Genomic DNA, 26,949 nt, shown 5'->3' with positions numbered 1-26,949 from the left:
CATTCACACGAAGGACAGTGGTGCAACACTTTCGCCATCTCGACGCAGACACCCGTGCACGAGTCTTCTTCCGGCAGCCGGAAGACATCGAGACGAGCGACGGAAACGACGTCGTGGCAACAGCTCTCGGAGCCACGTTGTACATCCCGGCAACACGCCCCGACTTGACCGCGACGGTGAACAAACGCACCGACGAGGGCGTGCGGTCCATCGTCATCGATCTCGAAGACGCTGTCGCAGATCATGATCTGGACGAAGCGTTGGCCAACGCCATCCGAACACTGAACGAACTCTCGGGTACGAGTTCGCTCGTGTTCGTCCGAGCGCGCACCCCCGAGCACATCCGAACCATCTGCGCCGGACTCACCCAGGGCGCGGGCGGGCTCGCCGGATTCGTCGTGCCGAAGTTCACTGCGGCACGCGGAGCCGAGTTCCTCGACGAGATCGTCGCGGCGTCACAGTCACATGGCACCCGCCTGTTCGCGATGCCCGTCCTCGAATCGCCGGAGGTAGTGCACCGCGAGACTCGAGACGTGGAACTCGTTGCCATCCGTGAGCTGCTCGGGACCTACCGCGACACGGTGCTGGCCGTGCGCATCGGAGCCACCGACATGTGCGGCACCTTCGGCATCCGACGCGACCGCGACCTGACGATCTACGACGTCCGCGTCGTCGCCGACGTCATCAGTGCGATCGTCAACCATCTCGGCCGCTACGACGGGTCCGGATACGTCATCACCGGCCCGGTGTGGGAGTACTTCGCAGACCACGAACGCATGTTCCGTCCGTTGCTACGGCAGACGCCCTTCGTCGACCAGGACGCCGTCCGCTTCCGCCAGCAACTGGTCAGCAGTGACCTCGACGCGCTCCTACGCGAGGTTGCTCTCGACCGAGCCAACGGAATCCAGGGCAAGACCGTCATTCATCCCTCGCACGTCCCCGCCGTTCACGCGCTGTCCGCGGTGACGCACGAGGAGTATCACGATGCACTCGACATCCTCTCGTCCGACCAGGGTGGCGTGCAGGCGTCCGGCTACCGGAACAAGATGAACGAACTGGGCCCACACCGCAATTGGGCGAAGCAGACGGTACTGCGCGCCAAGGCATTCGGCGTCACCAACGAAGGAATCACGTTCGTGGACCTACTGACCGCGCTGGCACAGCGATGAACCACAATCCGGCCGACGGCATCGCGTTGACCGATACCGGCTCGTCGTCGTCCTGGGCTGCCACGCAGTTGGTTCGACCCGGTCTGCGGCGCAACCCACGACGTGCCCACTTGCTGGTCTCGACCGTGCTCGGCAAGCACATTCCCGTCGATCCCGACGTCGTCGTTTCGGCCGGCGAGGAACTGGCTGGCCTCGTCGCCGCTGCGGTGGGCGGGTCCGATGTCGATGTGCTCGGATTCGCGGAGACTGCAACGGGATTGGGACACACCGTCGCGACTGCCCTGGGTGCGCATTGCTACCTGCACTCGACTCGGCGCATCGTTCCCGGGATGACCGTGCACGGCGAGTTCGAGGAGGGTCATTCGCACGCCACCGACCACTTGCTGATGCCGACATCGCCCGATCTTCTCGCCGGCGATCTGCCGTTGATCCTGGTGGACGACGAGATCTCGACCGGAGCGACAGCGTTGGACGCGTTACGTCAGATCCACCCCTCGGCCGGGCGCGGCCACTACGTCATCGCATCCCTCGTCGACATGCGCACCGCCGAACATCTTGCTGCCGCAGCGGCCGTGGCAACCGAGCTCGGCATCCGAATCGACAACGTGAGCCTCGCGCAGGGATCGGTGGAGCTCGCCCCCGGATTGGTGGAGACGGTGCTCGCCCTCCCCGATCCGACGTTCAATCCCGTTGCTGCTCGGTCCGGTTCGGTGCACCGGGTCGACGCGCAGTGGCCGGCGACACTGCCCGACGGCGGACGGCACGGGTTTCTGCGATCCGACGCGGCCGGTTTCGACATCGCGATCGACGCCCTTGCGGCCACCGTCGATGCTGCGCTGGCCGACTCGAAGGCCGTGGTGGTGATCGGCCACGAGGAGCTGATGTACCTGCCGCTCCGACTGGCGGCGGCGCTGCAGAAGCGGGGTCACAGTGCGTTGTTCCAGACCACCACTCGGTCACCGGCATACGTGCTCGACGCGCCCGACTACCCTCTGCGCCGCGGCTTCGAATTCACTGCACCCGAGGACGAATCGGGACTGCGTTACCTGTACAACGCGTCTGCCCCGCAGGACGCCACACTGGTGCTCGTCGCCGATGCCCCCGCAGACACAGATGCTCTGGCGGCCGCGGCCGGGACTCTCGCCGCCTCGGGTGCCGACGTAGTGCTGGTCGTCGTGACGGGAGCAGACCCGGTGGCGCTCGAGCTAGCTCGGCGAGCGCGACCGCTTAGAGGACCCCAATTCGGTTCCTACGCAGCCGAAGAAGTCACCTGGCTGCTCAAGGACCTCTCGTCGGTCTCACTGGAAGCAGGAATCGAGGAGCGCGAGAAGCGTATTCAAGCCGGTGAGGCACATTACGCAGAGTCGCTCCCGGTCGAGTACCAACCGGATCTCGCCTACCGCGAACTGTTCGAGAAAGTGCTGCAGGAAAGCGCATCACGATTGGCCGTCGCCGTCGGTACCGTCACCGAGGTCGTCCTGGCCGAGCGCGGACACGACATCGCCCTCGCATCACTCGCTCGCGCGGGCACACCCGTTGGAATCCTGATGCGTCGCTGGGCATTCACCGCTCACGGTATCGAGATTCCGCACTACGCCGTCTCGATCGTGCGTGATCGAGGCATCGACGCCGTGGCCCTGCGCTACCTTGCCGACCATCACGACTCGCGGTCGGTGGTGTTCGTCGACGGCTGGACGGGCAAGGGTGCGATCGCCCGCGAACTCACCGCAGCACTCCGAGACTTTCCCGGAGCCGAGTTCGACGACGATCTGGCCGTGCTCGCCGATCCAGGCAACTGCGCGCGCACGTACGGTACTCGAGACGACTTCCTCATCGCATCGGCCTGCTTGAACTCGACTGTCTCGGGCCTGGTTTCACGAACCGTGCTCAACGACAGCCTGATTCGGCCCGGTGATTTCCACGGAGCGAAGTACTACGCCGATCTCGCACCCGACGACGTCTCACGCCACTTACTCGACACCGTCGCTGCGCGTTTCGACGACGTCCGTGACGAAGTAACCACGTCGGTGAGATCGGTACTCGCCTCCGACCGAACACCCACCTGGTCCGGTTGGGCGTCGGTCGAGAAGGTCCGTGCGGAATACGGCATCTCACACGTCAATTTCGTCAAGCCCGGGGTCGGCGAAACCACCAGGGTGCTACTGCGCCGCGTTCCGTGGCGAGTGCTGGTGCGTGACGCGGATGCGCCGGAGCACGAACACATCAGGATGCTCGCCGCGGCCAGGGGAGTCCCGGTGGACGTGGTTCCCGACCTCGCCTACTCGTGCATGGGACTGATCAAGAACGTCTCGAGCGGGGACGCGTCGTGAGCGCTCTGGTCGCCGTGGACCTCGACCGCACGATGATCTTCTCCGAGGGAGCACTCGGGGTTCCACTGGACGACGCCTTCGAGTGCGTGGAGGTGTACGAGGGAAAACCGTTGTCGTACATGTCTTCTAGCTCGGTGTCACTGCTTCGGGATTTGAGCGAGACCACGGTCGTAGTGCCGACCACCACGCGGACCATCGAACAGTTTCAGCGGATCGCGCTGCCCGGGGCACCCTGGCGGTACGCCATCACCAGCAACGGCGGCAACATTCTGGTCGACGGCGAGCCGGACATGCACTGGCGCAACGGGTTCGATTTGGATCTGGCCGGAATCGGGGCCGAGTTGAGATCGCGGGTCTCCGAGGATTGGGTACTCAAGTACCGCGAGGCCGACGGCCTGTTCTGCTATCTCGTCGTGGACACGACGGCTGTACCCAAGGACTTCGTTGCAGAGTGGTCGCAGTGGTGCGCTGTGCGGGACTGGAACGTCTCGCAGCAGGGGCGCAAGATCTACACGATGCCCAACACGGTGTGCAAGAGCTCCGCGGTGGCCGAGGTTCGTTCCAGGCTGATTCAGGACGGCACCCTCGACGCCGATGCCCGAGTCTTCGCCGCAGGTGACGGCGCACTCGACGCCGAGATGCTCATCGCTGCCGACGCCGCGATCCGTCCGCGGCACGGCGAACTGGAGCTGCTCGGTTTCACCCGCCCCGGGTTGACGGTCACCGAATCTTCCGGCGTCCGGGCCAGCGAGGAAATTCTCGAGTGGCTACGGAACCTAACCGCCGTGCGCCGCGTCTAACTGGTCGTCGGGGAGAGAAGACGTCAGGCAAGGGGTGGGTATGGCGGATCCGTATGCAGAACTCCAACAGCAGGTGCAGGCCATCATCGATCACGGGCCTGCAGCCGGCTTCGGTCCTGAGGCCGTCAATTCGCTCATCGAGAATACGTTCTCGAAGAAGAACAATTCGTACGGATACGAGGGTGAGTACGAGCCGAACGAGGTCGTGGTCACCGAGGCGTTCGACGTGATGAAGCACGCGGAGATCGTGCAGAGGGTCAACACGCTCGCCGCGGAGTCGATATCGACGTCGTCGCAGAACTGGAACGACCTGGCCGCCGCAGCCACCGAAGGATCCGACAGCTTCCGAAACGGGATCGAAGGCGCGATGAATTCCGGCTGGTCGGGGCCCACCTCCGTCGCCGTGCGGGGCGGGATCGGCGACTACACGTCCTCGGCCACGGCACTGTCCACCGCCATGACCATGATCAGCAACAAGCTGCTCGAGGCACACGCAGGATTCACCCAGACCAGGGCTGCCGTACCACCGATCGTCGACATCGGCGTCGGGGCGAGCATGCTCGAGTCGTCGTTTCCGAGCGGACTGCCATTCGCCGATTCGATCAAAGAGATAGCGCGATTGCACGACGAGCAGGAAGAGCAGGCCCGCCAGGTCATGCGTTCTGTCTACGTGCCGGGGGTACTTCAATCCGACGCCCAGGTTCCGGTGCTGCCTGCGGCACACAACCCCATCGCCGACGGTAGCGCTGGCGGTGGCGGTTCGACGTCCGGATGGGGACCGGGCGGCGGCGGATCCACCTCGGGTGTCGGTGCGGGATCGGCGAATACGGCCGATCCGGCCGCAGCTCCGACACAACCTGGCGGCGCGGGCCCTGCCGATGCCGGGCAACCAGGGATGAGATCGGGACAGCCCGAATCCGGACAAGCGGGATCGCTGCCGCCGGCCGACAGTACCGGTGAGACGCGTGCCGCATCGGCTTCCGGACCGGGATCTGCCGGCGGCGCAGGTTCAGGCGGCACCGCAGGGTCGGGCGTCGGCGCTGGTTCTGGGGGTAGCGCCGGTTCTGGAGGGAGCGTTGGGTCGGGCAGCGGCTACGGCGGCTCGGGTTACGGCGGCGGCGCGGGTGGCGGTTCCGGCTCGGGGTACGGCGGCTCCGGTTATGGAAGCTCCGGTTACGGCAGCTCCGTTCTCGGCTCGCCGATCGGCGGCACCGGGACCACCGGCGGCGGACCGGGCGGTAGCGGAACGGGCAGCGCACCAACGTCGGGCCGTGCAGGGGCGCACGGCACACCGGGAATGGGCGGCATGGGGGCGGGAGGCGCGAGGGGAGCCGGCGACAACGACACCGACCATACGACTCCCGGCTACCTGGTGGACGTCAGCAACGGTAGTGAACTGATCGGTGATCTGCCTCTGGTCGCACCACCGGTACTCGGCGGCTGAGGATGACGAGCTGGACCATGAACGGCATCGATTTCATGATGCTCTGCAGTCGATTCGGACGTGACCGACTGCCGTACCCCCTAGCGGTCACCGTCGACGTCGACACCGAGGACCGGTACCAACTACTGCGCCGGGAGGCCTCGGCGAGAATCGATGCCCTGATGGACGACGACCTCGGCGCGGCTGTTCGCACCCTCGTCGACCCTGTTGTTCGCATCGAATGTCGCGGCGACACACGCGATCCTCGCCGCGGAACCATCCGTGCCCACGCGGCGGTGCGCCACGATGTCGCCGCCGTGCTCACCCAGCAGCCGGGACCCGACGCCTCCTCGGGTGGTGCCGTCACTATCGCGTTGACCAGCCCTGCCCAGGCACCTGCCCGAGTTCTCGGCTCCATTCCAGCCAATGCGGCGGGCCGACGACCGACGATGCGACTCGAACGTGCCACTGCCACAGCAACATCGGGAGGCAGGCATCTGTCCACCGCGACCCGAGGGGCCACAGCACACGAGCAGTTCCGAACTTTCTTTCACCGTCCACGATCTGCGGTCGGTGAGGTCATCGTCGCGCGCGGTAGAACCTACGACAACCGACGCGACACCGACGCCGTCGCATTCTTCTGGATGGACTTCGAGCGGGACGGTCGCTACATCGTCTACTCCGAGGACACCATCGACATCCTGCCGGCCGATACCGCCGGCTTGGCGTCGGAGATCGGTCACCACATGGCGGTCGCGCTGCGACGGTAACTTCGACCAACCCCTTGACACCCTATCGATAAGCGATAGGTTATCGATATTCGTTGTTATCGACTATCGATATGGAGGCTCCGGGATGGCATACGGACTCGGCTCGGCACGAGCCAACAAATGGGCGATGGCGCTGTACGCGGGAATCGCGGTGGTGTGGTCGGGATGGAGGCTGTGGCAGTACCACTCGTCCGACTTCGTCCTGGCGAAGTTGGAACCCAGAAGTGACACCCCACCTGCCGAACTGTTCGGTGGCCAGTTGCAGCCGGGCAACGCGATCGAGCTCAGCGTGCCGAAGGTGGAACTGACGCGACTGATGAGCGTCATCGACGTCATGCGCTACGGCTCCATCGTCGTCGGGATGGTCATCATTCTCCTAGGCCTACTGTTCGTCTACCGCTTCTGCGACCGCGTCATCGCCGGCAACCCGTTCACCAACGGAGCGCGCAACGACATCGTGCTGATCGGCGTCTGCATCGTCGCGTATACCGCCATCACCGGATTCGTCGATATGCTCGGCACCAACAGTGTCGTCGGAGCCCTCGGCTCGAGCGAGATCGTCGATACCTCCCGATCCAACACCGGCCTGTACACAGCCGTCGTCATCGCAGTCTTTCTGCAGTTCGTCTACGCCACGATCACTCAGGGATCCAAGCTCGCTCGCGATGCCGATGGTCTGGTCTGATGGCGGAGGAGTTCGTCGACCATCTGGTCGTCTGCCATCTCGGCGAGATTCTCGACGCCCGCGGCATGACGCTTGCCGAGCTCTCGCGTCTGGCCGGAGTCAGCGTGGTGAATCTCTCGGTGCTCAAGAACGACCGCGCCAAGGCCATCAGATTCTCGACTCTCACCGCGGTATGCCGGGTGCTCGGCTGCACACCGGGCGACCTGTTCACCCTTCGCACGATCTGACCGGCCACGACGCTCGGCCACACCAGTCGGACAAATCGAACAAGTACATTGGATGACGGTAACCAGCACTTCGAGAGAGAGTCCATCACATTGTCTGCTCCGGCCGGTCAACCGTTGTCCAAGGGTCAGAATGGCCCCCTCACCGTCGGTGACGTCGTCGTCTCCATCGCGTTGGCCGTACCCGCGGACCTGTCCGCACTGCTGGTCACCGATGCTGGGAAGGTACGGACGGACGCAGATTTCGTGTTCTTCAACCAGCCCACCGGCCCAGGCGTCCGCCTCGAGCCCATCCAAGGCGGTCCAGCCCGGCTCACCGTATCGCTCGCTGCAGTTCCCGCCGACATCGAACAGATCCGCGCGGTCATCACCCTCGACGACGCGTCGAGCAACTTCGGTCGTTCCACCGCTCCTGTCGCGCGGGTCAGCGACATCGCTGGAAATGTGTTGTACGAGTACGCCATCGACGGCTTGAGCTCGGAATCGATCGTCATCGCACTCGAGATCTACCGTCGCCAGGGCAGCTGGAAGGTTCGGGCCGTCGGACAGGGTTACGCAGGTGGATTCGCCGCATTGGTGACCGATCACGGTGTGTCCGTTGACGACGCCCCTGCACCGACACCTCCTCCCGCTCCCGCCACTCCACCGCCTCCTGTTGCGCCGCCGGCACCACCCGTCGCCCCGGTCCGCACCGAGGCTCCGGAGGTCAGCCTCACCAAGTCCAAGCCTGTCAGCCTCACCAAGGGCCAGAAGGTCACACTCCGCAAGGACGGCGGCGTGGCCCTGACGGTCATTCGCATGGGCCTGGGCTGGGACCCGGTGACCACTCCCAAAAAGGGCGGCCTCTTCGGCGGCGGAGGCCGCGCGGCGAACATCGACCTGGACGCGTCCGCGATCATGCTCGCGGACCGCAACGTCAACGATGTCGTCTACTACGGTCAGCTCAAAGCCAAGGACGGCTCGATCGTGCACCAGGGCGACAACCTAACCGGAGAGGGCGAGGGGGACGACGAGGTCATTGTGGTCGACCTGACGAAAGTTCCCCAGCACGTCACCGGCATCATCTTCACCGTCACCTCGTACCGTGGCCAGACGTTCGAGCAGGTAGCCAACGCATTCTGCCGGCTGGTGGACAACACGACCAACACCGAGCTGGCGCGCTTCACCCTGCAGGGCGGCATGCCGTTCACCGGCCTGGTGATGGCCAAGGTGTATCGCCAGGGCAGTGAATGGAAACTACAGGCCATCGGCGACGGCATCGCGGCCAAGCACGCCGGTGAGGCCGTCAAACAGCTGGGCCGCTATATGTGACCTTGCGGGCCCCGGTCCGATCTGCAGTGGTCCGATCTGCAGCGCCGTCGAGAACGCCACCGAGCGGGTCGACGGCGCTGCCGTTTCGAATGAGGTCTTGGGACGGCCGGTAGATCTGTCGAATGATCAACGCACACAACCCGATAACGGCGATATCGCGCACCACGACGGCTGCGGTGAACCACTGTTCGGGAAGGCCCTTGTTATCCACGCCCAGGTAGTAGTACATCCGCGGGAACCAGACGAACGCGTCGATTGTCATCCACGCCAACAGTATTCGGCGATGCGGTAGTGCCAGGACGGCCAGTGGAACCAGCCAGAGCGAATACTGCGGGCTCCACACCTTGTTGGTGAGCAGGAAGCCGGCCACTACCAGGAACACCAACTGCGCGAGCCGCGGCCGCACCGGGGCCGTCGTGCCGATGTAGGCGATCACCGCACACACGATGGCGAACAACACCAGCGTCACGGCATTGAGGATCAGGGGCTTGGCACCTGCGTACAGCGGACCGTCGAAACCGGGCCAGCCGGTGAACGAGGTGACCACGTTGTACAGCGAATCCGGATCGGCCCCGCGCTGGGAGTTGAGCCGGAAGAATTCGTACCACCCCGACGGATACAGCAGTGCGAGCGGAAGATTGACGGCCAGCCAGGCTCCGATCGCGGCTCCGGCAGTCAGGCCCCACTCCCGCATCCGTCCGGTGCGCCAGCACAGCACCAACAGCGGACCGAGGAACAACAGGGGATAGAGCTTGGTGGCACCGCCGAGTCCGATCAGCACACCGGCGAGAACCGGACGCTTCTTGGCCCATGCCAGCAGACCGGTAAGAGCGAAAGCCGCTGCGAGAGCGTCGAAATTGGTGAAGCCGTGCACGATCACCAGCGGCGACGCAGCCACCAGGGCCGCGTCCCAGATGCGCCGTCCGGCAGCTATTGCCGTGGCCCACACGGTGACCAACCAGGCGACGGCCAGCCCCAGGGCAACCACGTTGAAATACACGACGACGGGCAGGGCCTGGGGAAGGAAACTGAGCGAGTTCCACATCTTCCCGACGACCATCGAGCCGTACTGGTACAGCCCAGCGAGCACCGGGTACTCCATGTACCGAACCTGGGTGGAGCCGTCGGCATTGGTTTCTTCCCAGGACTTCTTGTACGGGAACGCACCTTGGTCGAGTCGCTCGGCACCGTAGAGCGGCACGGTGTCCGAGTAACACATCGCCACGTATTGCCGGCTGCCACTCCAATCCAGTCCGAGCTCACCGTTGGGGCCCACCGGAGCCTGCTGAATGCACGCCGCCTTCGCGAACCAACCGAAGCACAGAAAGATCACGGCCAGCAGCAGGATCACCCGCAGTGCGGTGAACCACCGTTGCCGTCCGATCACCGCGTGTCGCCCGACCGGACCACCGATGACCGAGGACAGTTCCCCGATCATCGGATCGGTCCGACTGGGTAAATCCCGGCCCGCTGCGCTCCTGGGTAAATCCCGGCCCGCTGCGCTCCTGGGTAAATCCCGGCCCGTCGCACTCGCCGAGTCGAGACGACCGGGGCTCGCCAATGCTCGACCCTTGCGGTCGGGTTCGGTCGTCACCGGTGAGTCGCTATTGCCCGGGTGTCGCCGGTTCGGGTGCCGCTGGCGCCGGCTGGGCCGGTGCCAATCCGGGCAGCGGGATCGTCACGCCGGGCAGAATTTCGACCTGCCGTGGAGTGATGACGACCGGCGGAGAGATCTCCGTCGGAATCGGCAGGGTCACCTGTGGCGGAGCAGTCGACGGCGCGACAGTTGCCGTCGGGGCGGGCGCGGAATACTGCGGTACTCCGGCCTGACCGGCAATGGCCTCGGGCGTCGGGAACGTCTCGTTCGAGGTGCCCTCCAGCGTCCCGTCCATCGTCGCCTTCCAGATGTCCGACGGTATGCCCGATCCGTAGATCGGACCGCCGTAACTGTTCTCGAGCGGCAGACCCTGTTCGGTACCGACCCACACCGCCGTCGACAGCGACGGGGTGTAGCCGACCATCCACGCGTCCTTGTTCTGCCCGGTGTCGCCGAGCTGCGCGGTACCGGTCTTGGCTGCCGACTGACGACCGCCTGCGAGGTTGTGGCCGTTGGAGTATCCGGCGATCGGACGCATCGCCGAGGTCACGTTGTCCGCGACCGCAGCCGAGACCACCTGCTGGCCCGCCTCGGGTGCGCGGTCGAGCAACACCGTGCCGTCGGCCGTGACGACCTTCTGCACGAAGTGCGGGGTGTGGTAGACCCCCGACGCTGCCAGTGTCGCGTAGGCAGAGGCCATATCGAGGACCCGAGACTGATACTGGCCGAGCACGACTCCGTAGTTCGGGCCCGCGTTGTCGGGCTCGGTCAACGTGGGGCCGACGCCCTCGATCTCCTGCGGGATGCCGAGCTTGTGGGCCATGTCCGCGATGGCCTGCGGGCCGTTGTCCATGCCGAGCATCATGCGGTAGAAGCTCGTGTTGAGCGACCGCTTGAGGGCCTCGGCGATGGTGCAGGTTCCGCAGGATTCGCCCTCGACGTTGCTGATCTGGATGCCGTTGACGTCGAGCGAGGAGCTGTCGTACATCTTCGACAGTGGAATGCCCTGGTCCAGGGCAGCGGCGAGGCCGAACACCTTGAACGAGGAGCCGGTCTGCAGCCCCGATTGCGCGAAGTCGAATCCGCGCCCGTCCGCGCCGCCATAGTAGGAACGGACCGCACCACTGCGCGGATCGATCGATACCGAGGCCGTCCGCAGTTCCGACGGCTCGCCTTCGAGGTTGTTGTCCACGGCCTCGACCGCAGCTGCCTGCGCCTTCGGATCGATTGTCGTGGTGATCTGCAGACCCTCGGTATTGAGGTCCTGCTCACTGACCCCGGCAGCGGACAACTCGCGCAGCACCTGGGCCTTGATCAGGCCGTTGGGACCCGCGTCGTCGGCATCGCCGGAGTCCACCTGTGAGCTGGGGATCCACGGCGGATACTGCATCGCGGCTCGCTGGGTCGCGTCGAGCTGGCCCTGCGAGACCATGCCGTCGAGCACGTAGTTCCAGCGCGACTGAGCACCCGTCGGGTTGAACTCGGGATCCAGACCCGAAGGCTGCTGAATGGTCGCCGCCAGAACGGCACCTTCTTCGACCGAGAGCTGATCGACGGACTTACCGAAATATGCCGTCGACGCGGCTGCGATGCCGTACGCGCCACGACCGAAGTAGATGGTGTTCAGATAGGCCGCGAGAATGTCATCCTTGGACCACTGCCGCGCCATCTTAGAGGAAATGACCAGCTCGCGCGTTTTGCGTGTCAGCGTCCGATCGTTACCGACCAAGGCGTTCTTCACGTACTGCTGGGTGATCGTCGAACCGCCGCCTGCGCTATCGCGTCCTAGTACGTTGTCTCGCAGAGCCCGGCCGAATCCGGTCACCGAGAATCCGGGGTTGGAGTAGAAATCGCGGTCCTCGGCCGAGAGCACGGCATTGCGCACGTGCTCCGGGATCTGGTCGATCGTCACATCGGTCCGGTTGCCTTCGGGGGGCACCACCTTGCCGATCACGCTCGTGCCGTCCGACGCAAAGACAGTGGCGACCTGGTTGGTTCTGAGGTCACCGGGCCGCGGCACGTCGACCAGCGTGTACGCCACCATGAAGGCCAAGATCGGCACGATCAGGCCCAAGGCGATCAACGCGTACATCGTGCGCCGAACGACCCGCCACTTGGACTTCTTCTTCGTTTTCGCGGCGGGACCTCTTTCCGGGGGCTCAGGCGGTTCACTGCCCGAGGAGCGAGCTGATGGATCGTTCGGTTCGTGTGGCGGCGGGACGGATCCCGATCGGGTGACGCCGGCCGCGGCGGACGCAGGCCCTACTGCGGAGCGCGCACCCGGCGTGAACGGCGGCTCCCCATAGCGACGTTCACCCGGGGGCCGACCCTGCGGCGGTAAGGGACGCCGGCCGGAAGCGGGTCCCGGACGCTGACCGGGCGGAGGCACAGGTGGTCGACCCTGCGGCGACATCGGACGCTGACCGGGCGGAGGGCCGGGGCGCTGACCGGGCGGCGGCATCGGCGGCCTGCCCTGCGGCGCCATCGGTCGCTGTCCCGGAGGAGGTCCGGGGCGCTGACCTGGGGGAGGCATCGGTGGCCGACCCTGAGGCGGCATCGGACGCTGGCCGGGCGGAGGCACGGGGCGACGCCCGGGCGGATCGGAATGCCTGCTGCCGCGCGGTGGGCCCGGCACGTCAGGACGCCGTCCGGAGTCGCTACGGCCAGGTTCGTTGCTACCCGAGTTGTTGTCGTAGGGGGAACTCACGTACAGATCTCCAGTAATTTCGGCGGCCGCGTCGACTTCTCGCGAAAAGGCATCAGCCGAGCGATTGTGTCACTCACTCGCGGTACGACGGTTCGGTTGGCGGGAACCCGATCGCGGACGACGGGGTTGCTTGGGCGCGGGAACGGCCCCGAGGACGTAGGACTGGACGAGGTGGTTCCAGCTGCACGAACGGCACACCTCGACCACATGGACCGAGAACTCCTCCTGGGTCGCCGCGAGGCGGACGAGTTCGTCCGCCGTTCTCGCCGACCCGGACAGTGTCCCGAGCTTCTCGCCGAACACCCAAGACACCAGCGTGAGCTGCTCCTTGCGGCAGATGGGGCACACCACATCGCTGCCACGTCCATGGAACTTGGCAGCGCGAAGCAGGTACGGATCTGCATCACAGACCGCTGCGACACCCGTCCTACCGGAGTAGACCTCGGCCAGCAGCGACCGACGCTGAAGGGCGTAGTCCACCACCTGTCGCTGAAGTCGCACGAGGACCAGAGTACGTGCGGCCCCTCCGATGCGGACTTGCGAACCCCGCCTCGGCCGCGAGCAGGTCCCATTTCGGCCTCGGAACACTATGCTCCACCTGTGCCGACACGGTCTGCCCCCTCCACGCGGGCGAGAGACGGAGATCGCACCGATGCGTGCGCCACTCTAGATAGGGCCCGCGACGACGGACAGCTCACCGACGCCGAACACGCGGCGCGAGTGGCAGCAGCCATGAGAGCTGCCACTCTGGGAGATCTCCACCGACTGATCGAGGATTTGCAGGGCGAAACCGATCTCACGGAGATGGCCCCGTGGAAGAGCGTCACCGTGCCCGGGCGACGTGGACGCCAGCTGGGTTTGCTGACCGTGGTCGTGCCCTTGATCGGTGCCGTCGTGGCCCTCACCTTCGGCATTCGCTCCTGTGCCGTGGCCGACGACCCTCGCCACCAGTTCGGATCCGCGGGATACCTCGAACTCGAGGGTCTCGAACGCATCGTGTCGATTGCACGGGATCAGTTCGGCACGACGGTGCTCGACGACCTCAGCGTCTATCCGGACTACGCCGTCTACACCCGCGTCGACCCCGCGCGTCCTTTTCTCGGTATCGACTCGATCTACCGCGACGGATCGCTGGAGGAATTCGGTAGCCCGACGGCCCGCGCGGCATCCACACCGACCGTCGACATCGGTGCGCTGGAGCTGCCTGTCGTTGCCGGTGTGATCGCCGGTGCGGGCGCGAGCCTGAACCTCACCCAGGTCGATACCGTCTACCTTCTTGTGCGCGACTACGGCAGCGGCCCTGAGGTGTCGGTCTTCGCCAACAACGAATTCGGTGAGAGCGGGCACCTCACACTCGATCTCGATGGCAACTTCACCTCCGTCAGACCATGGGATCCGGAAGGATAAGGGCTGATCATGTCGGGAAATGCGAGCAAGCGCGCGCGGGAAATCGATCGCGCCACGACGGCCACCGCGCTGGACAGGGCGTACTCCGACGGGCAGATGACGTACGAGGAACACCGACTTCGCATCGAAAGAGCCGTCGCTGCAGTCACACTCAGCGATCTTCGCGCTCTGACCGATGACCTGCAGACCGACGTCGACCTGCCCGAACCGCCGCCGCGGCACTACGAACCCAAACGTCGGGTGCTCTACGCACTTCTCGCCGTCATCGTCGTCGCCGTCGGATTGACCGTGTTTCTGCTCGACTCCCAGGCCGACGACGAGCCGATAATGGCTGCTGTTCCCACATCGAGCCCGACATCTGTGGTGGAGGTTGCCGACGGTGTGACGCCGATTGTCGCGCGGCCCTTCGTCTTCGATACCGCGGCCGGTCTCGACAACTTCCGACAACAGTACGTCGACCGGTTCGGGTCTTCGGAGGTCGTCTCCGTCAGCATCCGGTTGATCGATCAACGCGCCGACATCTACCGATTCGACGCGAACCGTGCCGTCGAGGATGTGGCGGTCTACGGCGGATTCGACCCCGGGCCCTACTCGTCGTCCAGCTTGAACGACGCCGGAACCTTCGACTGGATGTCGATCGACCACACGCTCGTGGCCAATGTGCTTGCCGGAGTTCCCGAGTCACTCGGGAACCCGAATGCCGTCGTGGACAGCCTCACGATCGACAACCAAGAGAGACCCGAGATCGAATTCCGTACCGACAGCGGACGAATCCTCTACGACTTCGCCGGAAACCCGATTGCCGTCTACAAGTAGCCCGCCGCCGGCGTCACGATCGATCAGAGCGATGCTTCGTCGAGTTCCATGATTCTGGTTTCGGTGGATTCGATCAGTCGACGAGTTGTGTGCAGTGTCGGCAAGATCGTGGTGGCGAAGAAGTGTGCGGTGGCAACCTTGCCCTCGTAGAAGGCTCGGTCGGAATCGGACGTCGTCGTCTCGAGCGCGTGCGCGGCCAGGTCTGCTTGTCGAAGCAGTTGCCAACCGATCAGGAGATCGCCGACCGCCATCAGTAACGGAACCGAAGCAAGACCGATCTTGTACAGCGCCTCGGGAGAATCCTGTGCTGCCATCAGATACCCGGTGAGGGCGCCCACCATGGCCTGCACATCCTCGAGCGCAGCTTTGAGGCGGGCGCGACCGACGTTGAGGTCCGGTCGTCCGTTCTCGTTCTCGATGAATTCGTCGATCCGGCCGGAAAGATGGGTGAGCGCGACGCCTTTGTCCCGAATGATCTTGCGGAAGAAGAAGTCCTGGGCCTGTATCGCAGTGGTGCCCTCGTACAGCGTGTCGATCTTCGCGTCACGGATGTACTGCTCGATGGGGTAGTCCCGCAGATATCCCGAACCGCCGAAGGTCTGCAGGCTGTCTGTCAAGTACTGGTAGGCGCGCTCGGAGCCGACGCCTTTGACGATGGGCAGCAGTAAATCGTTGACCCGGCGGGCGGTGTCGGCGTCGGCACCCGATACCTGCGCGGCCAGAGAATTGTCCTGATGAGCTGCTGTGTACAGGTAGAGAGCACGCAACCCCTCGGTGTAGGCCTTCTGCAGCATCAGTGACCGGCGGACGTCCGGGTGACGCGTGATCGGGACCCGTGGTGCGGTCTTGTCGCCGAGCGTGGCCATGTCCGAGCCCTGGATGCGCTGCTTGGCGTAGTCGAGGGCGTTGAGGTACCCGGTCGACAGTGTCGCAATTGCTTTGGTGCCGACGAACATTCGTGCGTACTCGATCATGTCGAACATCTGCGCGATACCGTTGTGCACCTCACCGACCAACCATCCCTGCGCCGGGGTTCCATGCTGACCGAAGGTGAGTTCGCAGGTTGCCGATGCCTTCAGTCCCATCTTGTCCTCGAGGTTGGTGACGAAGGCGCCGTTGCGCTCGCCGAGTTGTTCGGTGTCGAAGTCGAAGTGATATTTCGGCACGATGAACAGCGACAGTCCCTTCGTTCCGGGCCCGCCGCCCTCCGGTCGAGCCAGAACGAGGTGGACGATGTTCTCGAACAGGTCGTCGGAATCGGCGGAGGTGATGAACCGTTTGACCCCGTCGATGTGCCAGCTGCCGTCGGGCTGCGGGTGCGCGGTCGTGCGCGCCGAGCCGACGTCGGATCCCGCCTCGGGTTCGGTGAGGACCATGGTCGCGCCCCAGCCGCGCGACGCCATCGTCGTCGCCCACTTACGTTGATCCTCCGTGGCCAACTGGTACAGGATGTGCGCCGAGGTGGGCCCTGCGGCGTACATGAACGCCGCCGGTTGCGCGGACAGGACCATTTCGGCCAGTGCCCACGACACGGCTCGGGGTGCGGGTGTTCCGCCGACCGCCGGATCGAGGGCGACATACGCCCACCCGGCATCCCAATACGCTCTGAACGACTTCTTGAACTCCTCGGGGATGCTCACCGAGTGGGTGGACGCATCGAACGTGGGTGGATTCCGGTCGGCGAAGGCGAAGGACTCCGAGACCGGGCCCTCCGCAAGGCGGTGCACCTCCTCGATCATCGAACGCACCGTGTCCGTATCCAGATCGGACCAGATGCCCGAGTCGAACAGATCCTGCACCCGCAGGACCTCGAACAGGTTGAACTCGATGTCGCGGGGGTTGCTCTTGTAGTGGGTCATGGTCACCTTCGGGTTCATACGGACAGGTTCATGCGGGTGGCTGATGGTTCGGGCTTGTCACCGGGGCAGCTCCTCGCTATTGTTTATCATACAAACAAGAAAGGGGCACGGTGATGGATCCCAAGCCTGTGCCGGCTGCTCGCGCCACGCGCCGAGCCGGTAAGCACACCCGTCAGGTTTTGTTCGACGCCGCCACGGAGCTCTTCCTGGAGCACGGGGAAGCCGTGTCGATCGCCAGAATCTGCTCGGCCGCCGATGCCCATCCCAATCAGGTGACGTACTACTACGGTTCGAAAGAGAAGCTGTTCGTCGAGGTCGCGTGCGCGGCGATTCTGCGGGCCGGTAAGCAGGCCGAATTGGACGCGGCCGATGCCGCCACCATCGGCGACTACACGCACAAGCTGGTGGGGTCTCTTCTCGGCACGGCGTCACCCAGCGTCGAGATCTTCGTCGAAGCCATGGTGATGACCGGCCGCCGCGGGGAGCTACGAGACCTTATTTCCACCACACTCCGAACACTGCACGCCTCGGGCGAAGCGGCCCTGCTCGGAACGTTGACGCGCACCGGCTGGCAGCTTCGCGCCAGTATCGATGTGGAGGCGAAGGCGTTCTGGTCCGCGATCTTCGGGCTCGTCGTGCAGAAAACGGCCACCGGTGAAAGTTTCGGATACTCGCTCGAAGAGGCAGTGGCGGTCATCTTCGCCACCCTTCGAATCCCCGACGCGGTTCTCAACCAATCGATGAATTGATCTGTTGCACAACAATATGCAGGGCTCTTCGGAGCGCCGGTTCTGCATCCGAAGGGAATTGACATGAGCAGTACCATCGAGGAGCCGGTCACCCACCCGGCTCCGCACCACACACATACCGTCAGTAATCAGCCGGACCCACGGACCGACATCAACGAATTTCTCACGGACACCGCACTCGTCGAGGGAGTCCGACGCCATGACGCGTCCTGGGCCACCGACGAACTCACCGACGTCGGAGCGTTGGTCGGTAGCAATGACTTTCAGCACGACGCCGAATTCGCCAACTCGATCATCCCCGAGTTCCGCCCTTTCGATCGCTGGGGCAATCGCGTCGACGAGGTCGAGTACCACCCCGCCTATCACCGCATCATCTCTGCGGCGGTAGCGCACGGAGCGCACACCTCGGCGTGGGCAGACCCGAAACCGGGTGCCAACGTCGCACGTGCCGCTACGTTCATGCTGTTCTCGCAAGTCGAGCCCGGTCACGCCTGCCCGATCTCGATGACTCACGCCGTCATCCCGTCTCTGGAATTGCAGCCGGACGTGGCGGCCCGCTGGGTCCCGAGGGCGCTCTCGCGCAGCTACAGCGGTATTTTTGGACCTACCCGGGAAAGGTTCCGCTCTGTTCGGTATGTCGATGACCGAAAAGCAAGGCGGGTCGGATGTTCGAGCCAACACCACCATCGCTGTGCCCGCCGGTCGCGGGGGTCCGGGTGCGGATTATCTGCTCACCGGCCACAAGTGGTTCTGTTCGGCACCGATGTCCGACGCGTTTCTCGTCCTGGCTCAGGCGGAAGGTGCTGCGGGATCGGGTCTTTCGTGCTTCCTACTCCCTCGTATCCTGCCCGACGGTGAAGGTAACACCTTCCGAATCCAACGGTTGAAGAACAAACTCGGCAACAAGTCCAACGCATCATCGGAAATCGAGCTCGACGGCTCGGTCGCGGTGATGATCGGTGAACCCGGGCGCGGTGTACGCACCATCATCGAGATGGTCTCGCAGACTCGCCTCGACTGCATCCTGGGCAGTGCCGCCGGAATGCGTCAGTCCGTGGCCGAAGCACTGTGGCATGCCCGGCACCGAAGCGCATTCGGCACAGTCCTCGCCGACCAACCGGCCATGAAGTCGGTGCTGGCAGACCTGGCCCTCGAATCGGAAGCCGCGACCATCACCGCGCTGCGTCTCGCGCGCGCTCAGGACATCGATGCCGACGACCACGAGAAGTCGTTTCGGCGGCTCGCCACCGCCGTCGCGAAGTACTGGATCTGCAAACGCGGGCCGCACCACGCCTACGAGGCTCTGGAATGCCTCGGCGGCAACGGATACACGGAGGATTTCCCGCTGGCTCGTCGCTACCGCGAACAGCCGGTCATGGCCATCTGGGAAGGATCGGGCAATGTCATCGCGCTGGACGTGTTGCGAGCGATGACCCGCGAACCTGATTCCGTCGTCGCCTTAGACCACGAGGTGAATCTCGCACGCGGCGGCAACACGCTTCTCGACCGGCACCTCGACTCGGTTCGGCAGCAGGTGAAAGAGCTTGCTGGAATGGATCTTGTCGATGCACAGCTCCGTGCCCGCACCGTCGTCGAAGCCATGGCGCTCGCGTTGCAAGCCTCACTCATGGTTCGCCACGCGCCGACGGCGTCGTCGGAGGCGTTCATCGCCGGACGGCTCGGACGAGAACGCGGACACGAGTACGGCACTCTCCCCATCGGAACCGGATTCGACGAGATTCTTGCCCGAGCGTGACGACTCCCTCGCCGAATGGGAAGTTCATGTCGTCACGACTGCTCACACGCGTCGCAGTAGCGTTCCGGGCGACGCCGGCCCTTTCGAGAGTTTCATCATCTGACCGCCCTACACTCGCTGACATGTTCGCCGCATCGGGAATCCACGTGCGGCCCCGACGGGACGGCGACCTGAGCGCCCTCCTACCCATCCTGCAACGTTCGCACGTGACGCAGCAGTACCCCGTGCGCGCAGCGGCGGTGCGAGCCGACTGGCTTGCCGCACCGAACGAACTCGCAGCCTGGGTCGCCGAGCACGACGACGCCGTCGTCGGACATATCGCGCTGCATCAGACGGCATCAGCGGGACAGGACCCTGGTGCGGACGATGCGAGCGCGCAGTGGCAGCGAGCAACGGGCGTCGCTGCCGATCGACTCGCTGTCGTGTCGCGCTTGGTAACCGACGGCTCCGTACCGGGCAGCGGAACGACGTTGCTCGTACACGCAATGAATGCTGCACGGGACGCGGGCCGGGCACCGGTGCTGCTCGTCGATCCGAGTAGCGCCGCCCTCGGCTTCTACCGCAGGCGAGGCTGGCACCGAATCGGGACGGCTGCGCAGCAGTGGGGCGAGTACCGAGTCGACGCGGTGCTCATGGTGGCACCGGTTCGCTGAACCGACCATCCGTCTGCTTCGCGGGGCAGGCCCATCCGCGTTTGCCCGCGCTCGATCACGCGAACAGAGCGAAAACGGCACACAACACTGCACCGCAGAGACGTACGCGGTCTGCTGATCGCAGCCGACTCATCAGGTGTCCGTTGCGTCCCGTACGCCCTAGTTCGCCGTGGACGGGAGCAGCCACGAATGCAGTCGCGAGCGCGGAGATCACGGCGCCGGCAACGCTGATCAGGACAACAAGGTGGGTTGAACCGGACGCCAACACCCACAGACACGCAGCAGCGAGTAGTACGTAGACCGGCCCAACGATGAGGGTGATCCGCCGCGAGTGGGCGTCGTGAGCACGCGGCCAGTCGTCGTCCGGCACCTCCGCCAACGCCGGGTAGACGACGGCGGTCACCACCCGCTGAAAGCCTAGGTGAAGGGCGGCAGCGGCGGCGAGAGCGTCGACCGGGGTCATGCGTCGGAGGATACGTTCATGGACCTGTTTGCCGTCGATCGATGTCGTCACGCGGTCGTGGCGTCAACCGGTTCGCTCGGTATCGGTGACCGATACACGGCACCGAGTTGTCAGAATATGTATCGGCGCGATACATTCTTCGATAGTGCGGTCAATCGCATCGCCATGATGTGATCGTTGGATTCGAGAAGGGGGAGTTGCATGCTCGAACTTGCAATTCTCGGACTGCTTCTCGAGTCACCCATGCACGGTTACGAGCTCCGCAAGCGGCTGACCGGCCTGCTCGGAGCCTTTCGAGCGTTTTCGTACGGATCGCTGTACCCGGCACTCCGTCGACTTCAAACCGACGGTCTCATCGCCGAGGACGCCGGTCCCGAATTGCTCGTGAAAAGACGAGCAAAGCGGGTGTACGTGCTCACCCCACTCGGCACGGAACGATTTGCCGAATTGGTGGCCGACACCGGACCGCAGAACTACACCGACGACGGATTCGGCGTACATCTGGCCTTCTTCAGCCGAACCCCGGCGGAAGCTCGGGTCCGCATTCTCGAAGGCAGACGTCGCCAGGTCGAGGAGCGCCGAGAAGGCCTTCGCGACGCGGTGGCCAAGGCGAACGGGACTCTCGACCGCTACACCCGGCAGCTACACCAGCTCGGTCTCGAATCGAGCGAACGCGAGGTGCGCTGGCTCAACGAAGTCATCGCCGCCGAGCAGGCCGGCCCCAACCCAGCACCGTCCCACACAGCACCGAACCGGACAGTCAAGACAGAAGGAGAACCCGACCATGGGTGAGAACAACAACGCAATCCGCGTGGCCATTGTGGGTGTGGGCAACTGCGCCTCATCCCTGGTCCAGGGTGTCGAGTACTACAAGGACGCGGACGCGAACGCCACCGTTCCCGGCCTCATGCACGTCATGTTCGGCAAGTACCACGTCCGCGACGTCGAGTTCGTCGCCGCGTTCGACGTGGACGCCAAGAAGGTCGGCTTCGATCTCTCCGAGGCCATCTTCTCGAGCGAGAACAACACCATCAAAATCGCCGACGTGCCCCCGAAGGACGTCCACGTCCTTCGCGGACCGACCCTCGACGGCCTCGGCAAGTACTACCGCGAGACCATCACCGAAGCCGACGGCGAAGCAGTCGACGTCGCCCAGGCCCTTCGCGACGCCAAGGTGGACGTCCTCGTGTCCTACCTGCCCGTCGGATCAGAAGAAGCCGACAAGTTCTACGCACAGGCATCCATCGACGCAGGCGTCGCCTTCGTCAACGCACTGCCCGTCTTCATCGCCAGCGATCCCGTCTGGGCCAAGAAGTTCGAGGACGCAGGGGTCCCCATCGTCGGCGACGACATCAAGAGCCAGGTCGGTGCCACCATCACCCACCGCGTCATGGCGAAGCTGTTCGAGGACCGCGGCGTCCAGCTCGACCGCACCATGCAGCTCAACGTCGGCGGCAACATGGACTTCCTCAACATGCTCGAGCGCACTCGCCTCGAGTCGAAGAAGATCTCCAAGACCCAGGCTGTGACGTCGAACCTCCAGAAGGAGTTCAACGCCAAGGACGTACACATCGGACCGTCGGACCACGTCGGCTGGCTCGACGACCGCAAGTGGGCCTACGTCCGCCTCGAAGGCCGCGCCTTCGGTGACGTTCCCCTCAACCTCGAGTACAAGCTCGAAGTATGGGACTCGCCCAACTCCGCCGGCGTCATCATCGATGCAGTCCGTGCTGCCAAGATCGCGGCCGACCGCGGCATCGGTGGACCGGTCGTCCCGGCTTCCGCATACCTGATGAAGAGCCCGCCGAAGCAGCTGGCCGACGACGTTGCTCGCGAACAACTCGAAGCATTCATCATCGACGCATAAGCGCCTGCGGCAGTGGCACACCGCCCGCCGGTCCACTCGATGTGACATTGACCCCCGAAAGGGCCACCAAATGTCACATCGAGTGCCGGCGGGCGTTCGCTTATCCCGCGGCGATGATGTCGCGCGGATCGAATGTCACCTTGATTTCCATGATTTTGCCGTTCTCGATTCGCTGCCAATTCGCGGTCGAGGCCGGCGGTGCGATCGACGTGTGCAGGTCGAACCACGTCAGTACATTCGGACCGTCCACGAAGACGTGCGCCATGTCGATGTCGGTCACGATCTCCGACATTCCCTTCAATCCAGCCACACATTCGGCACCGTTGGCCGCTGTGCCGAGTGGCCCGCAAAACGTAGTGTCCTCGTGCAGGATCGTCGCCAGGGTGTCGAAATCCTTGCTCTTCCAGGCCTCGAAGTAGGTCGCAGCAATTTCTTTGGGTGTCGGAGTCATGACTTCGAGTCTCGAACCAGCGGAGTCAGAAGTCCAACAGTTGGTTCCGATGATCCGTAGAAGTTCTACTCATAGCTGCAGCTAGCATGCGCGCGCTATGGTTCTCGAGTGGCCATCGATCCCACCTCCCAGCATCCGGTCCTCGAACGCGTCCGGGCACTGGCGTTCGCCTACCCCGAAGTGACCGAGAAGATCTCCCACGGCAGGCCGACGTTCCGCACCGCCTCGGTGTTCGTCTACTTCGGCGGTGGCGTCAAAGGTGGCGACCAGTTCGATCTGTCGATTCTGGTCAAGTGCGAGAGTGCCGAGGAGCAGCGCGCGTGCGAGCTCGAAGCCCGATACTTCCACCCCGCCTATCTCGGTCCATCAGGATGGGTGGGATTCGACCTGTCCGATGCCGACGACGATGTCTGGTCCGAGGCCGCCGAACTGATCGACTGCAGCTACCGCGTCACCGCACCGAAGCGCACTGTTGCGAGGCTCGACGCCGGCGAAGGTCCCAATCTTGGTGTTCAGCAATGGAACTGAGACAGCTCGAATACTTCGTGGCCGTCGCAGAGGAAGCAAACTTCACCCGCGCCGCCGCCCGGGTGCACATCAGCCAATCCGGTGTCAGTGCCCAGATCCGTTCGCTCGAACGAGAACTCGGTGCCGAGTTGATCGACAGATCCGGCGGCACAGCAACACTGACCACGGCGGGCGAGGCCGCATTGATACAGGCGCGGGCAACGCTGGCCGCTGCCGGCGCGGTTCGACAATCCGTCGACGACGTCAGTGGCCTCCTGCGCGGAAGAGTACGAGTCGGCATGGTCACCGCGTGCACCGTCCCACAGCTGTTCGACGCGTTGGCGCGCTTCCACGCGGCTCATCCTGGCGTCGAACTTGCTCTGCAGGAGGGTAATTCAGATCGTTTGACGGCCGATGTATGCGCCGGAGAACTCGACGTCGCACTCGTCGGTGTCGCCGCTCAGGCCCCGGACGGATTGGAATCGATGGTGGTGATCGACGAGCCGATCGTCGCGGCCGTTCCGCCTGAGCATCCGCTGGCCGCCCACGAGAAGGCGACCTTGGCGCAGGTGTGCGCACACCCGATCATCTCCCTTCCGCACGGCACCGGGATTCGGGCCGTATTCGACCGGGACTGCGCCGGTGTAGGACTGTCACCGTCGATCATGTTGCAGGCGAGCGCTCCCGACGCAGTGGCCGATCTCGCTGCTCGCGGTGTCGGCGTCGCGATCCTCAGCGCATCGATGATCGAGACCTACCGCGATCGACTGACTGCTGTGGAATTGACGGACTCGACCACCTCGGCGCTGCTGGCGCTCGTCTGGACTCCGAACCCGAGCGCCGCGCCCGCGAAACTGGTCTCGATGGCCGAAAGCGCCTTCGGAGTCGCATCACCCTGATCGACGCCCCGAACAAGTGCCGTTCGGCGCAGCTGTCGGGACCTCTTACCCCTGCGCAGAATGCAGGTGCGGACCTACGGTCAGGACATGAAGACACCCACCTTGCGTCAGCGCCTGCGCTATGACGTCGGCGGAGTACTCCCGACGGACTTGCAGGACTGGGTTCTGCACGAACTGACCGGACGAAGATCCACTGCTCGGTATCTGGCTCGGTTCCTCTTACCTCTCGTCCCTCTACTCATGTTGTTCCTACTGTTTCCGGGACCGAACTGGATCGCAGGCCTGATGATGCTGCTGATCTTCATCCCGGTCGTCTACTTCGCCTCCGGGCTGCATTTGGTCTATCGAGCGTTCCGGCTCGGGCAACACGGGATCGACCCTGCATCGATTCCACGCACGATGCCCAACGCAGAGCGCGACCGCGAGACCTACGAGGCCAACTACAGGCATCTGTGACAAGCCCGCTGAGAGTCAGCGAATCTTCTTGACCACGAACCACAGTGCAACGAGCAGACCGAGCAACGCTACGGACGGCAGTACGCCGGGATTGCCTCCGACAATTCCGACGACGGCGACGATCAGAGCCACCAGCGCGAAGAACCCGAGGATGCCCGCGAGTAACTGCAGGTGATCCTGTGCCGTCACGACTTGACGCCGCCCGCCGTCAGTCCGGAGATGATGCGGCGCTGGAACAGCAGCACCATGATCACCAGCGGAATCGCCACGATGGTGCCCGCGGCCATGATCGCGGCATACGGCACCACCAGCGGATCGTTGCCGGTGAACCTCGCGATGGCCACGGTCACCGGTTCGGTCTTGTCACTCGAGAGCTGACTGGCCAGGAGGTACTCGTTCACTGCTGCGATGAACGCGAGGATCGCGGTGGTGAACAAGGCAGGTGCGGCAAGTGGGAGCATCACCAGGCGGAATGCCTGGAAACGTCCGGCACCGTCGATCCGCGCGGCTTCTTCGAGTTCCCAGGGCAATTCGGCGAAGAACGCCGCCAGCGTGTAGATCGTCAGCGGCAGCACGAACGAGATGTTGGGGATGATCATCGCCTGGTAACTGCCGATCCAGCCGATGTTGGTGAAGAACTGGAACAGCGGGGTCACCAATGCGACGACGGGGAACATCGAGGCACCCAGGATGATGCCCGTCACGACGTACTTGAAGCGAAAGTCGATGCGCGAGAGCGCATATGCCGTGAAGATACCGATGACCAATGCGATCAGGGTGGTCGCTCCGCCGACGATGAGGCTGTTTCCCACGGCCCGCAGGAAGTTGTTTCCGTTGGCCGTCGACAGAGCATTCTCGAAGTTTTGCCACGTGACATGGGTGGGCCATGGCGTCGTGTCGAAGGTGTAGCGCGGGTCGCGGAATGCGGTGACGACCATCCAATAGAACGGTGCCAGTCCCCAGACGAGAATGACGACGACACCGAGATAGATGCGAGCCTGCTTCATCGGCCGGGCCCCTTACGCTGATTGTCCTGAGTGGCAACGGCATTGGCACCGAGAAACTTCACCAGGATGAATGCCACGACGAATATCATGATGAACGAGATGGTCGACAACGACGCAGCGCTGTTGAATCCCTGCCGGATCTGATCCACCACCAGGATCGAGATGGTTCGCGTGGCGGGATTACCCTCGGTGAGGATGGCGGGCAAGTCGTACATACGAAGCGCGTCCATGGTGCGGAACAGAATCGCGACCATCAACGCGGGCTTGACCAATGGCAGCGTGATCTTGGTGAAACGCTGCCACGCCGACGCCCCGTCGACGCGAGCAGCCTCGTAGACGTCGGCGGGAATCATCTGCAACCCGGCCAGAATCAACAGCGCCATGAACGGCGTCGTCTTCCACACGTCGGCGATGATCACCGCAAAGCGAGCGGGCCACGCGTCGCCGGTCCACAGAATGTTCGTTCCCAGAATGCGATTGGCGATACCGTCGTACGCGAAGATGAAGTACCAGAGCTTGGCCGTGACCGCCGTCGGGATAGCCCAGGGGATCAGGATCGCCGCGCGCAGCAAAGCGCGTCCAGCGAAGGTCTTGCCCATGATGACGGCCATACCGAAGCCGATCACGACCTCGATGGACACGGTCACGACCGTGAAGAACGCTGTGTTCCCGACCGCACCCCAGAACTGTGAACCGAGAGTTCCCGGCGGGCAAGGCACCAACGTGCCCGACGCCGAGGTGCACTGCTGCAGAATCCAATGCGTGTAGTTGTCGAAGCCGGCAGAACCGCCGGAGACGAACATGCCGGTAGCGGGATCGAGACCGGGATCCTTGGAGAAGGACATCACCAGAGCTCGGATCACCGGGTAGACGATGACGATCGCGAGGATCACCATCGTCGGTGCGATCAACAGCCAAGCCCGACCCTGCGTCAGGCCGAAGCGCTTGTTCTTGGACCGCACATGCCGACCGCGGCCGGGGGACGAGCCCCCGGCCGCGGTGGTTGCGGCGGCCCCACTGGTTACCCCAGCAGGTACAGCCAT

The 26,949-nt window shown here is 64.2% G+C and carries 27 protein-coding genes and 1 pseudogene; 19 read left to right on the top strand and 9 right to left on the bottom strand.

Going from position 1 to position 26,949, the window contains the following annotated elements; genetic code table 11:
• Positions 1 to 20: 20 nt before the first annotated feature.
• From QM797_RS03220 to QM797_RS03185, 8 genes are all read left to right on the top strand, one after another.
• A complete protein-coding gene (locus tag QM797_RS03220; protein WP_283273688.1) occupies positions 21 to 1,169 on the top strand; it encodes an HpcH/HpaI aldolase/citrate lyase family protein in 1,149 nt (382 codons plus the stop codon).
• Positions 1,166 to 3,499 carry a phosphoribosyltransferase gene (locus QM797_RS03215; RefSeq protein WP_283273687.1) on the top strand — a complete coding sequence of 778 codons (2,334 nt, stop codon included), beginning with the start codon at positions 1,166 to 1,168 and terminating at the stop codon, positions 3,497 to 3,499. Before QM797_RS03220 ends, QM797_RS03215 begins: the two co-directional genes overlap by 4 nt.
• Positions 3,496 to 4,299 carry an HAD family hydrolase gene (locus QM797_RS03210; RefSeq protein ID WP_283273686.1) on the top strand — a complete coding sequence of 268 codons (804 nt, stop codon included), beginning with the start codon at positions 3,496 to 3,498 and terminating at the stop codon, positions 4,297 to 4,299. Before QM797_RS03215 ends, QM797_RS03210 begins: the two co-directional genes overlap by 4 nt.
• A 40-nt stretch (positions 4,300 to 4,339) precedes the next feature.
• Entirely contained in the window at positions 4,340 to 5,743 is a 1,404-nt protein-coding gene (locus QM797_RS03205) for a PPE domain-containing protein (protein WP_283273685.1), read from the top strand.
• A gap of 17 nt (positions 5,744 to 5,760) precedes the next feature.
• Positions 5,761 to 6,492 (top strand): ESX secretion-associated protein EspG, encoded by a 732-nt coding sequence (locus QM797_RS03200; RefSeq protein ID WP_283273684.1) that lies wholly within the window; start codon positions 5,761 to 5,763, stop codon positions 6,490 to 6,492.
• 85 nt (positions 6,493 to 6,577) lie between these two features.
• Complete coding sequence (locus QM797_RS03195) at positions 6,578 to 7,177, top strand: hypothetical protein (RefSeq protein WP_283273683.1); 600 nt, start codon at positions 6,578 to 6,580, stop codon at positions 7,175 to 7,177.
• Complete coding sequence (locus QM797_RS03190; RefSeq protein WP_283273682.1) at positions 7,177 to 7,404, top strand: helix-turn-helix domain-containing protein; 228 nt, start codon at positions 7,177 to 7,179, stop codon at positions 7,402 to 7,404. Before QM797_RS03195 ends, QM797_RS03190 begins: the two co-directional genes overlap by 1 nt.
• 90 nt (positions 7,405 to 7,494) lie before the next feature.
• A complete protein-coding gene (locus QM797_RS03185) occupies positions 7,495 to 8,712 on the top strand; it encodes a TerD family protein (RefSeq protein ID WP_283273681.1) in 1,218 nt (405 codons plus the stop codon).
• On the opposite strand, the gene QM797_RS03180 is transcribed toward QM797_RS03185, so the two are convergent.
• Both QM797_RS03180 and QM797_RS03175 read right to left on the bottom strand, forming a co-directional pair.
• Complete coding sequence (locus QM797_RS03180) at positions 8,687 to 10,150, bottom strand: glycosyltransferase family 87 protein (protein WP_283273680.1); 1,464 nt, start codon at positions 10,148 to 10,150, stop codon at positions 8,687 to 8,689. The genes QM797_RS03185 and QM797_RS03180 overlap by 26 nt on opposite strands.
• 166 nt (positions 10,151 to 10,316) lie before the next feature.
• Positions 10,317 to 12,401, bottom strand: coding sequence for a transglycosylase domain-containing protein (locus QM797_RS03175; protein WP_283275252.1), 2,085 nt, complete (start codon positions 12,399 to 12,401; stop codon positions 10,317 to 10,319).
• Between QM797_RS03175 and QM797_RS03170 the strand changes: the two genes are divergently transcribed.
• Positions 12,352 to 12,615, top strand: a complete 264-nt coding sequence (locus tag QM797_RS03170; protein ID WP_283275347.1) for a hypothetical protein — start codon at positions 12,352 to 12,354, stop codon at positions 12,613 to 12,615. The two genes, QM797_RS03175 and QM797_RS03170, sit on opposite strands and share 50 nt — an antisense overlap.
• A 470-nt stretch (positions 12,616 to 13,085) precedes the next feature.
• Here QM797_RS03170 and QM797_RS03165 read toward each other — a convergent pair whose 3' ends face one another.
• Positions 13,086 to 13,517: a DUF5318 domain-containing protein gene (locus tag QM797_RS03165; protein WP_283273679.1), complete on the bottom strand. Its 432-nt coding sequence runs from the start codon at positions 13,515 to 13,517 to the stop codon at positions 13,086 to 13,088.
• Between the two features lie 99 nt (positions 13,518 to 13,616).
• On the opposite strand from QM797_RS03165, the gene QM797_RS03160 reads away from it, so the two are divergent.
• Together QM797_RS03160 and QM797_RS03155 are read left to right on the top strand one after the other, a co-directional pair.
• Entirely contained in the window at positions 13,617 to 14,423 is an 807-nt protein-coding gene (locus QM797_RS03160) for a DUF1707 domain-containing protein (RefSeq protein WP_283273678.1), read from the top strand.
• A gap of 9 nt (positions 14,424 to 14,432) precedes the next feature.
• Positions 14,433 to 15,239: a DUF1707 SHOCT-like domain-containing protein gene (locus tag QM797_RS03155; protein ID WP_283273677.1), complete on the top strand. Its 807-nt coding sequence runs from the start codon at positions 14,433 to 14,435 to the stop codon at positions 15,237 to 15,239.
• A 23-nt stretch (positions 15,240 to 15,262) separates the two neighbouring features.
• Here the strand turns inward: QM797_RS03155 and QM797_RS03150 are convergent, their stop codons facing one another.
• Positions 15,263 to 17,098 carry an acyl-CoA dehydrogenase gene (locus tag QM797_RS03150; protein WP_283273676.1) on the bottom strand — a complete coding sequence of 612 codons (1,836 nt, stop codon included), beginning with the start codon at positions 17,096 to 17,098 and terminating at the stop codon, positions 15,263 to 15,265.
• Positions 17,099 to 17,211: 113 nt separating this feature from the next.
• Between QM797_RS03150 and QM797_RS03145 the strand changes: the two genes are divergently transcribed.
• The 3 genes and pseudogenes from QM797_RS03145 (at position 17,212) to QM797_RS03135 (ending at position 20,256) form a co-directional block, all read left to right on the top strand.
• The gene (locus tag QM797_RS03145; RefSeq protein WP_283273675.1) at positions 17,212 to 17,847 is read left to right on the top strand and encodes a TetR/AcrR family transcriptional regulator C-terminal domain-containing protein; all 636 of its coding nucleotides are present in this window, start codon (positions 17,212 to 17,214) and stop codon (positions 17,845 to 17,847) included.
• Between the two features lie 63 nt (positions 17,848 to 17,910).
• Positions 17,911 to 19,603 (top strand): annotated as a pseudogene (locus tag QM797_RS03140) (acyl-CoA dehydrogenase family protein).
• Positions 19,604 to 19,725: 122 nt separating this feature from the next.
• Positions 19,726 to 20,256, top strand: a complete 531-nt coding sequence (locus tag QM797_RS03135; protein ID WP_283273674.1) for a GNAT family N-acetyltransferase — start codon at positions 19,726 to 19,728, stop codon at positions 20,254 to 20,256.
• A 55-nt stretch (positions 20,257 to 20,311) separates the two neighbouring features.
• Here QM797_RS03135 and QM797_RS03130 read toward each other — a convergent pair whose 3' ends face one another.
• A complete protein-coding gene (locus QM797_RS03130) occupies positions 20,312 to 20,719 on the bottom strand; it encodes a hypothetical protein (RefSeq protein ID WP_283273673.1) in 408 nt (135 codons plus the stop codon).
• Between the two features lie 201 nt (positions 20,720 to 20,920).
• On the opposite strand from QM797_RS03130, the gene QM797_RS03125 reads away from it, so the two are divergent.
• On the top strand, positions 20,921 to 21,511 hold the full coding sequence (locus QM797_RS03125) for a PadR family transcriptional regulator (protein ID WP_283273672.1): 591 nt from the start codon (positions 20,921 to 20,923) through the stop codon (positions 21,509 to 21,511).
• Positions 21,504 to 22,586, top strand: a complete 1,083-nt coding sequence (locus QM797_RS03120) for an inositol-3-phosphate synthase (RefSeq protein WP_283273671.1) — start codon at positions 21,504 to 21,506, stop codon at positions 22,584 to 22,586. The genes QM797_RS03125 and QM797_RS03120 overlap by 8 nt, the downstream gene beginning before the upstream one ends.
• Before the next feature lie 100 nt (positions 22,587 to 22,686).
• On the opposite strand, the gene QM797_RS03115 is transcribed toward QM797_RS03120, so the two are convergent.
• On the bottom strand, positions 22,687 to 23,037 hold the full coding sequence (locus tag QM797_RS03115; RefSeq protein WP_283273670.1) for a nuclear transport factor 2 family protein: 351 nt from the start codon (positions 23,035 to 23,037) through the stop codon (positions 22,687 to 22,689).
• 108 nt (positions 23,038 to 23,145) lie between these two features.
• On the opposite strand from QM797_RS03115, the gene QM797_RS03110 reads away from it, so the two are divergent.
• The 3 genes from QM797_RS03110 (at position 23,146) to QM797_RS03100 (ending at position 24,899) form a co-directional block, all read left to right on the top strand.
• The gene (locus QM797_RS03110; RefSeq protein ID WP_283273669.1) at positions 23,146 to 23,565 is read left to right on the top strand and encodes an MmcQ/YjbR family DNA-binding protein; all 420 of its coding nucleotides are present in this window, start codon (positions 23,146 to 23,148) and stop codon (positions 23,563 to 23,565) included.
• A complete protein-coding gene (locus QM797_RS03105; protein ID WP_283273668.1) occupies positions 23,556 to 24,443 on the top strand; it encodes a LysR family transcriptional regulator in 888 nt (295 codons plus the stop codon). Before QM797_RS03110 ends, QM797_RS03105 begins: the two co-directional genes overlap by 10 nt.
• Before the next feature lie 87 nt (positions 24,444 to 24,530).
• On the top strand, positions 24,531 to 24,899 hold the full coding sequence (locus QM797_RS03100) for a DUF5313 family protein (protein ID WP_283273667.1): 369 nt from the start codon (positions 24,531 to 24,533) through the stop codon (positions 24,897 to 24,899).
• Positions 24,900 to 24,914: 15 nt separating this feature from the next.
• Here the strand turns inward: QM797_RS03100 and QM797_RS03095 are convergent, their stop codons facing one another.
• From QM797_RS03095 to QM797_RS03085, 3 genes are read right to left on the bottom strand one after another with little or no spacing between them, the layout of a single operon-like run.
• Positions 24,915 to 25,088: a hypothetical protein gene (locus QM797_RS03095; protein WP_283273666.1), complete on the bottom strand. Its 174-nt coding sequence runs from the start codon at positions 25,086 to 25,088 to the stop codon at positions 24,915 to 24,917.
• Positions 25,085 to 25,906, bottom strand: coding sequence for a carbohydrate ABC transporter permease (locus QM797_RS03090; RefSeq protein ID WP_283273665.1), 822 nt, complete (start codon positions 25,904 to 25,906; stop codon positions 25,085 to 25,087). The genes QM797_RS03095 and QM797_RS03090 overlap by 4 nt, the downstream gene beginning before the upstream one ends.
• On the bottom strand, positions 25,903 to 26,949 hold the full coding sequence (locus tag QM797_RS03085) for a carbohydrate ABC transporter permease (RefSeq protein WP_283273664.1): 1,047 nt from the start codon (positions 26,947 to 26,949) through the stop codon (positions 25,903 to 25,905). The genes QM797_RS03090 and QM797_RS03085 overlap by 4 nt, the downstream gene beginning before the upstream one ends.

The organism is Rhodococcus sp. IEGM 1381, from assembly GCF_030056795.1.
Lineage (GTDB): Bacteria > Actinomycetota > Actinomycetes > Mycobacteriales > Mycobacteriaceae > Rhodococcoides.
Note: the sequence above shows the minus strand (reverse complement) of the source record. Positions and strands in the feature narration are given on the sequence as shown.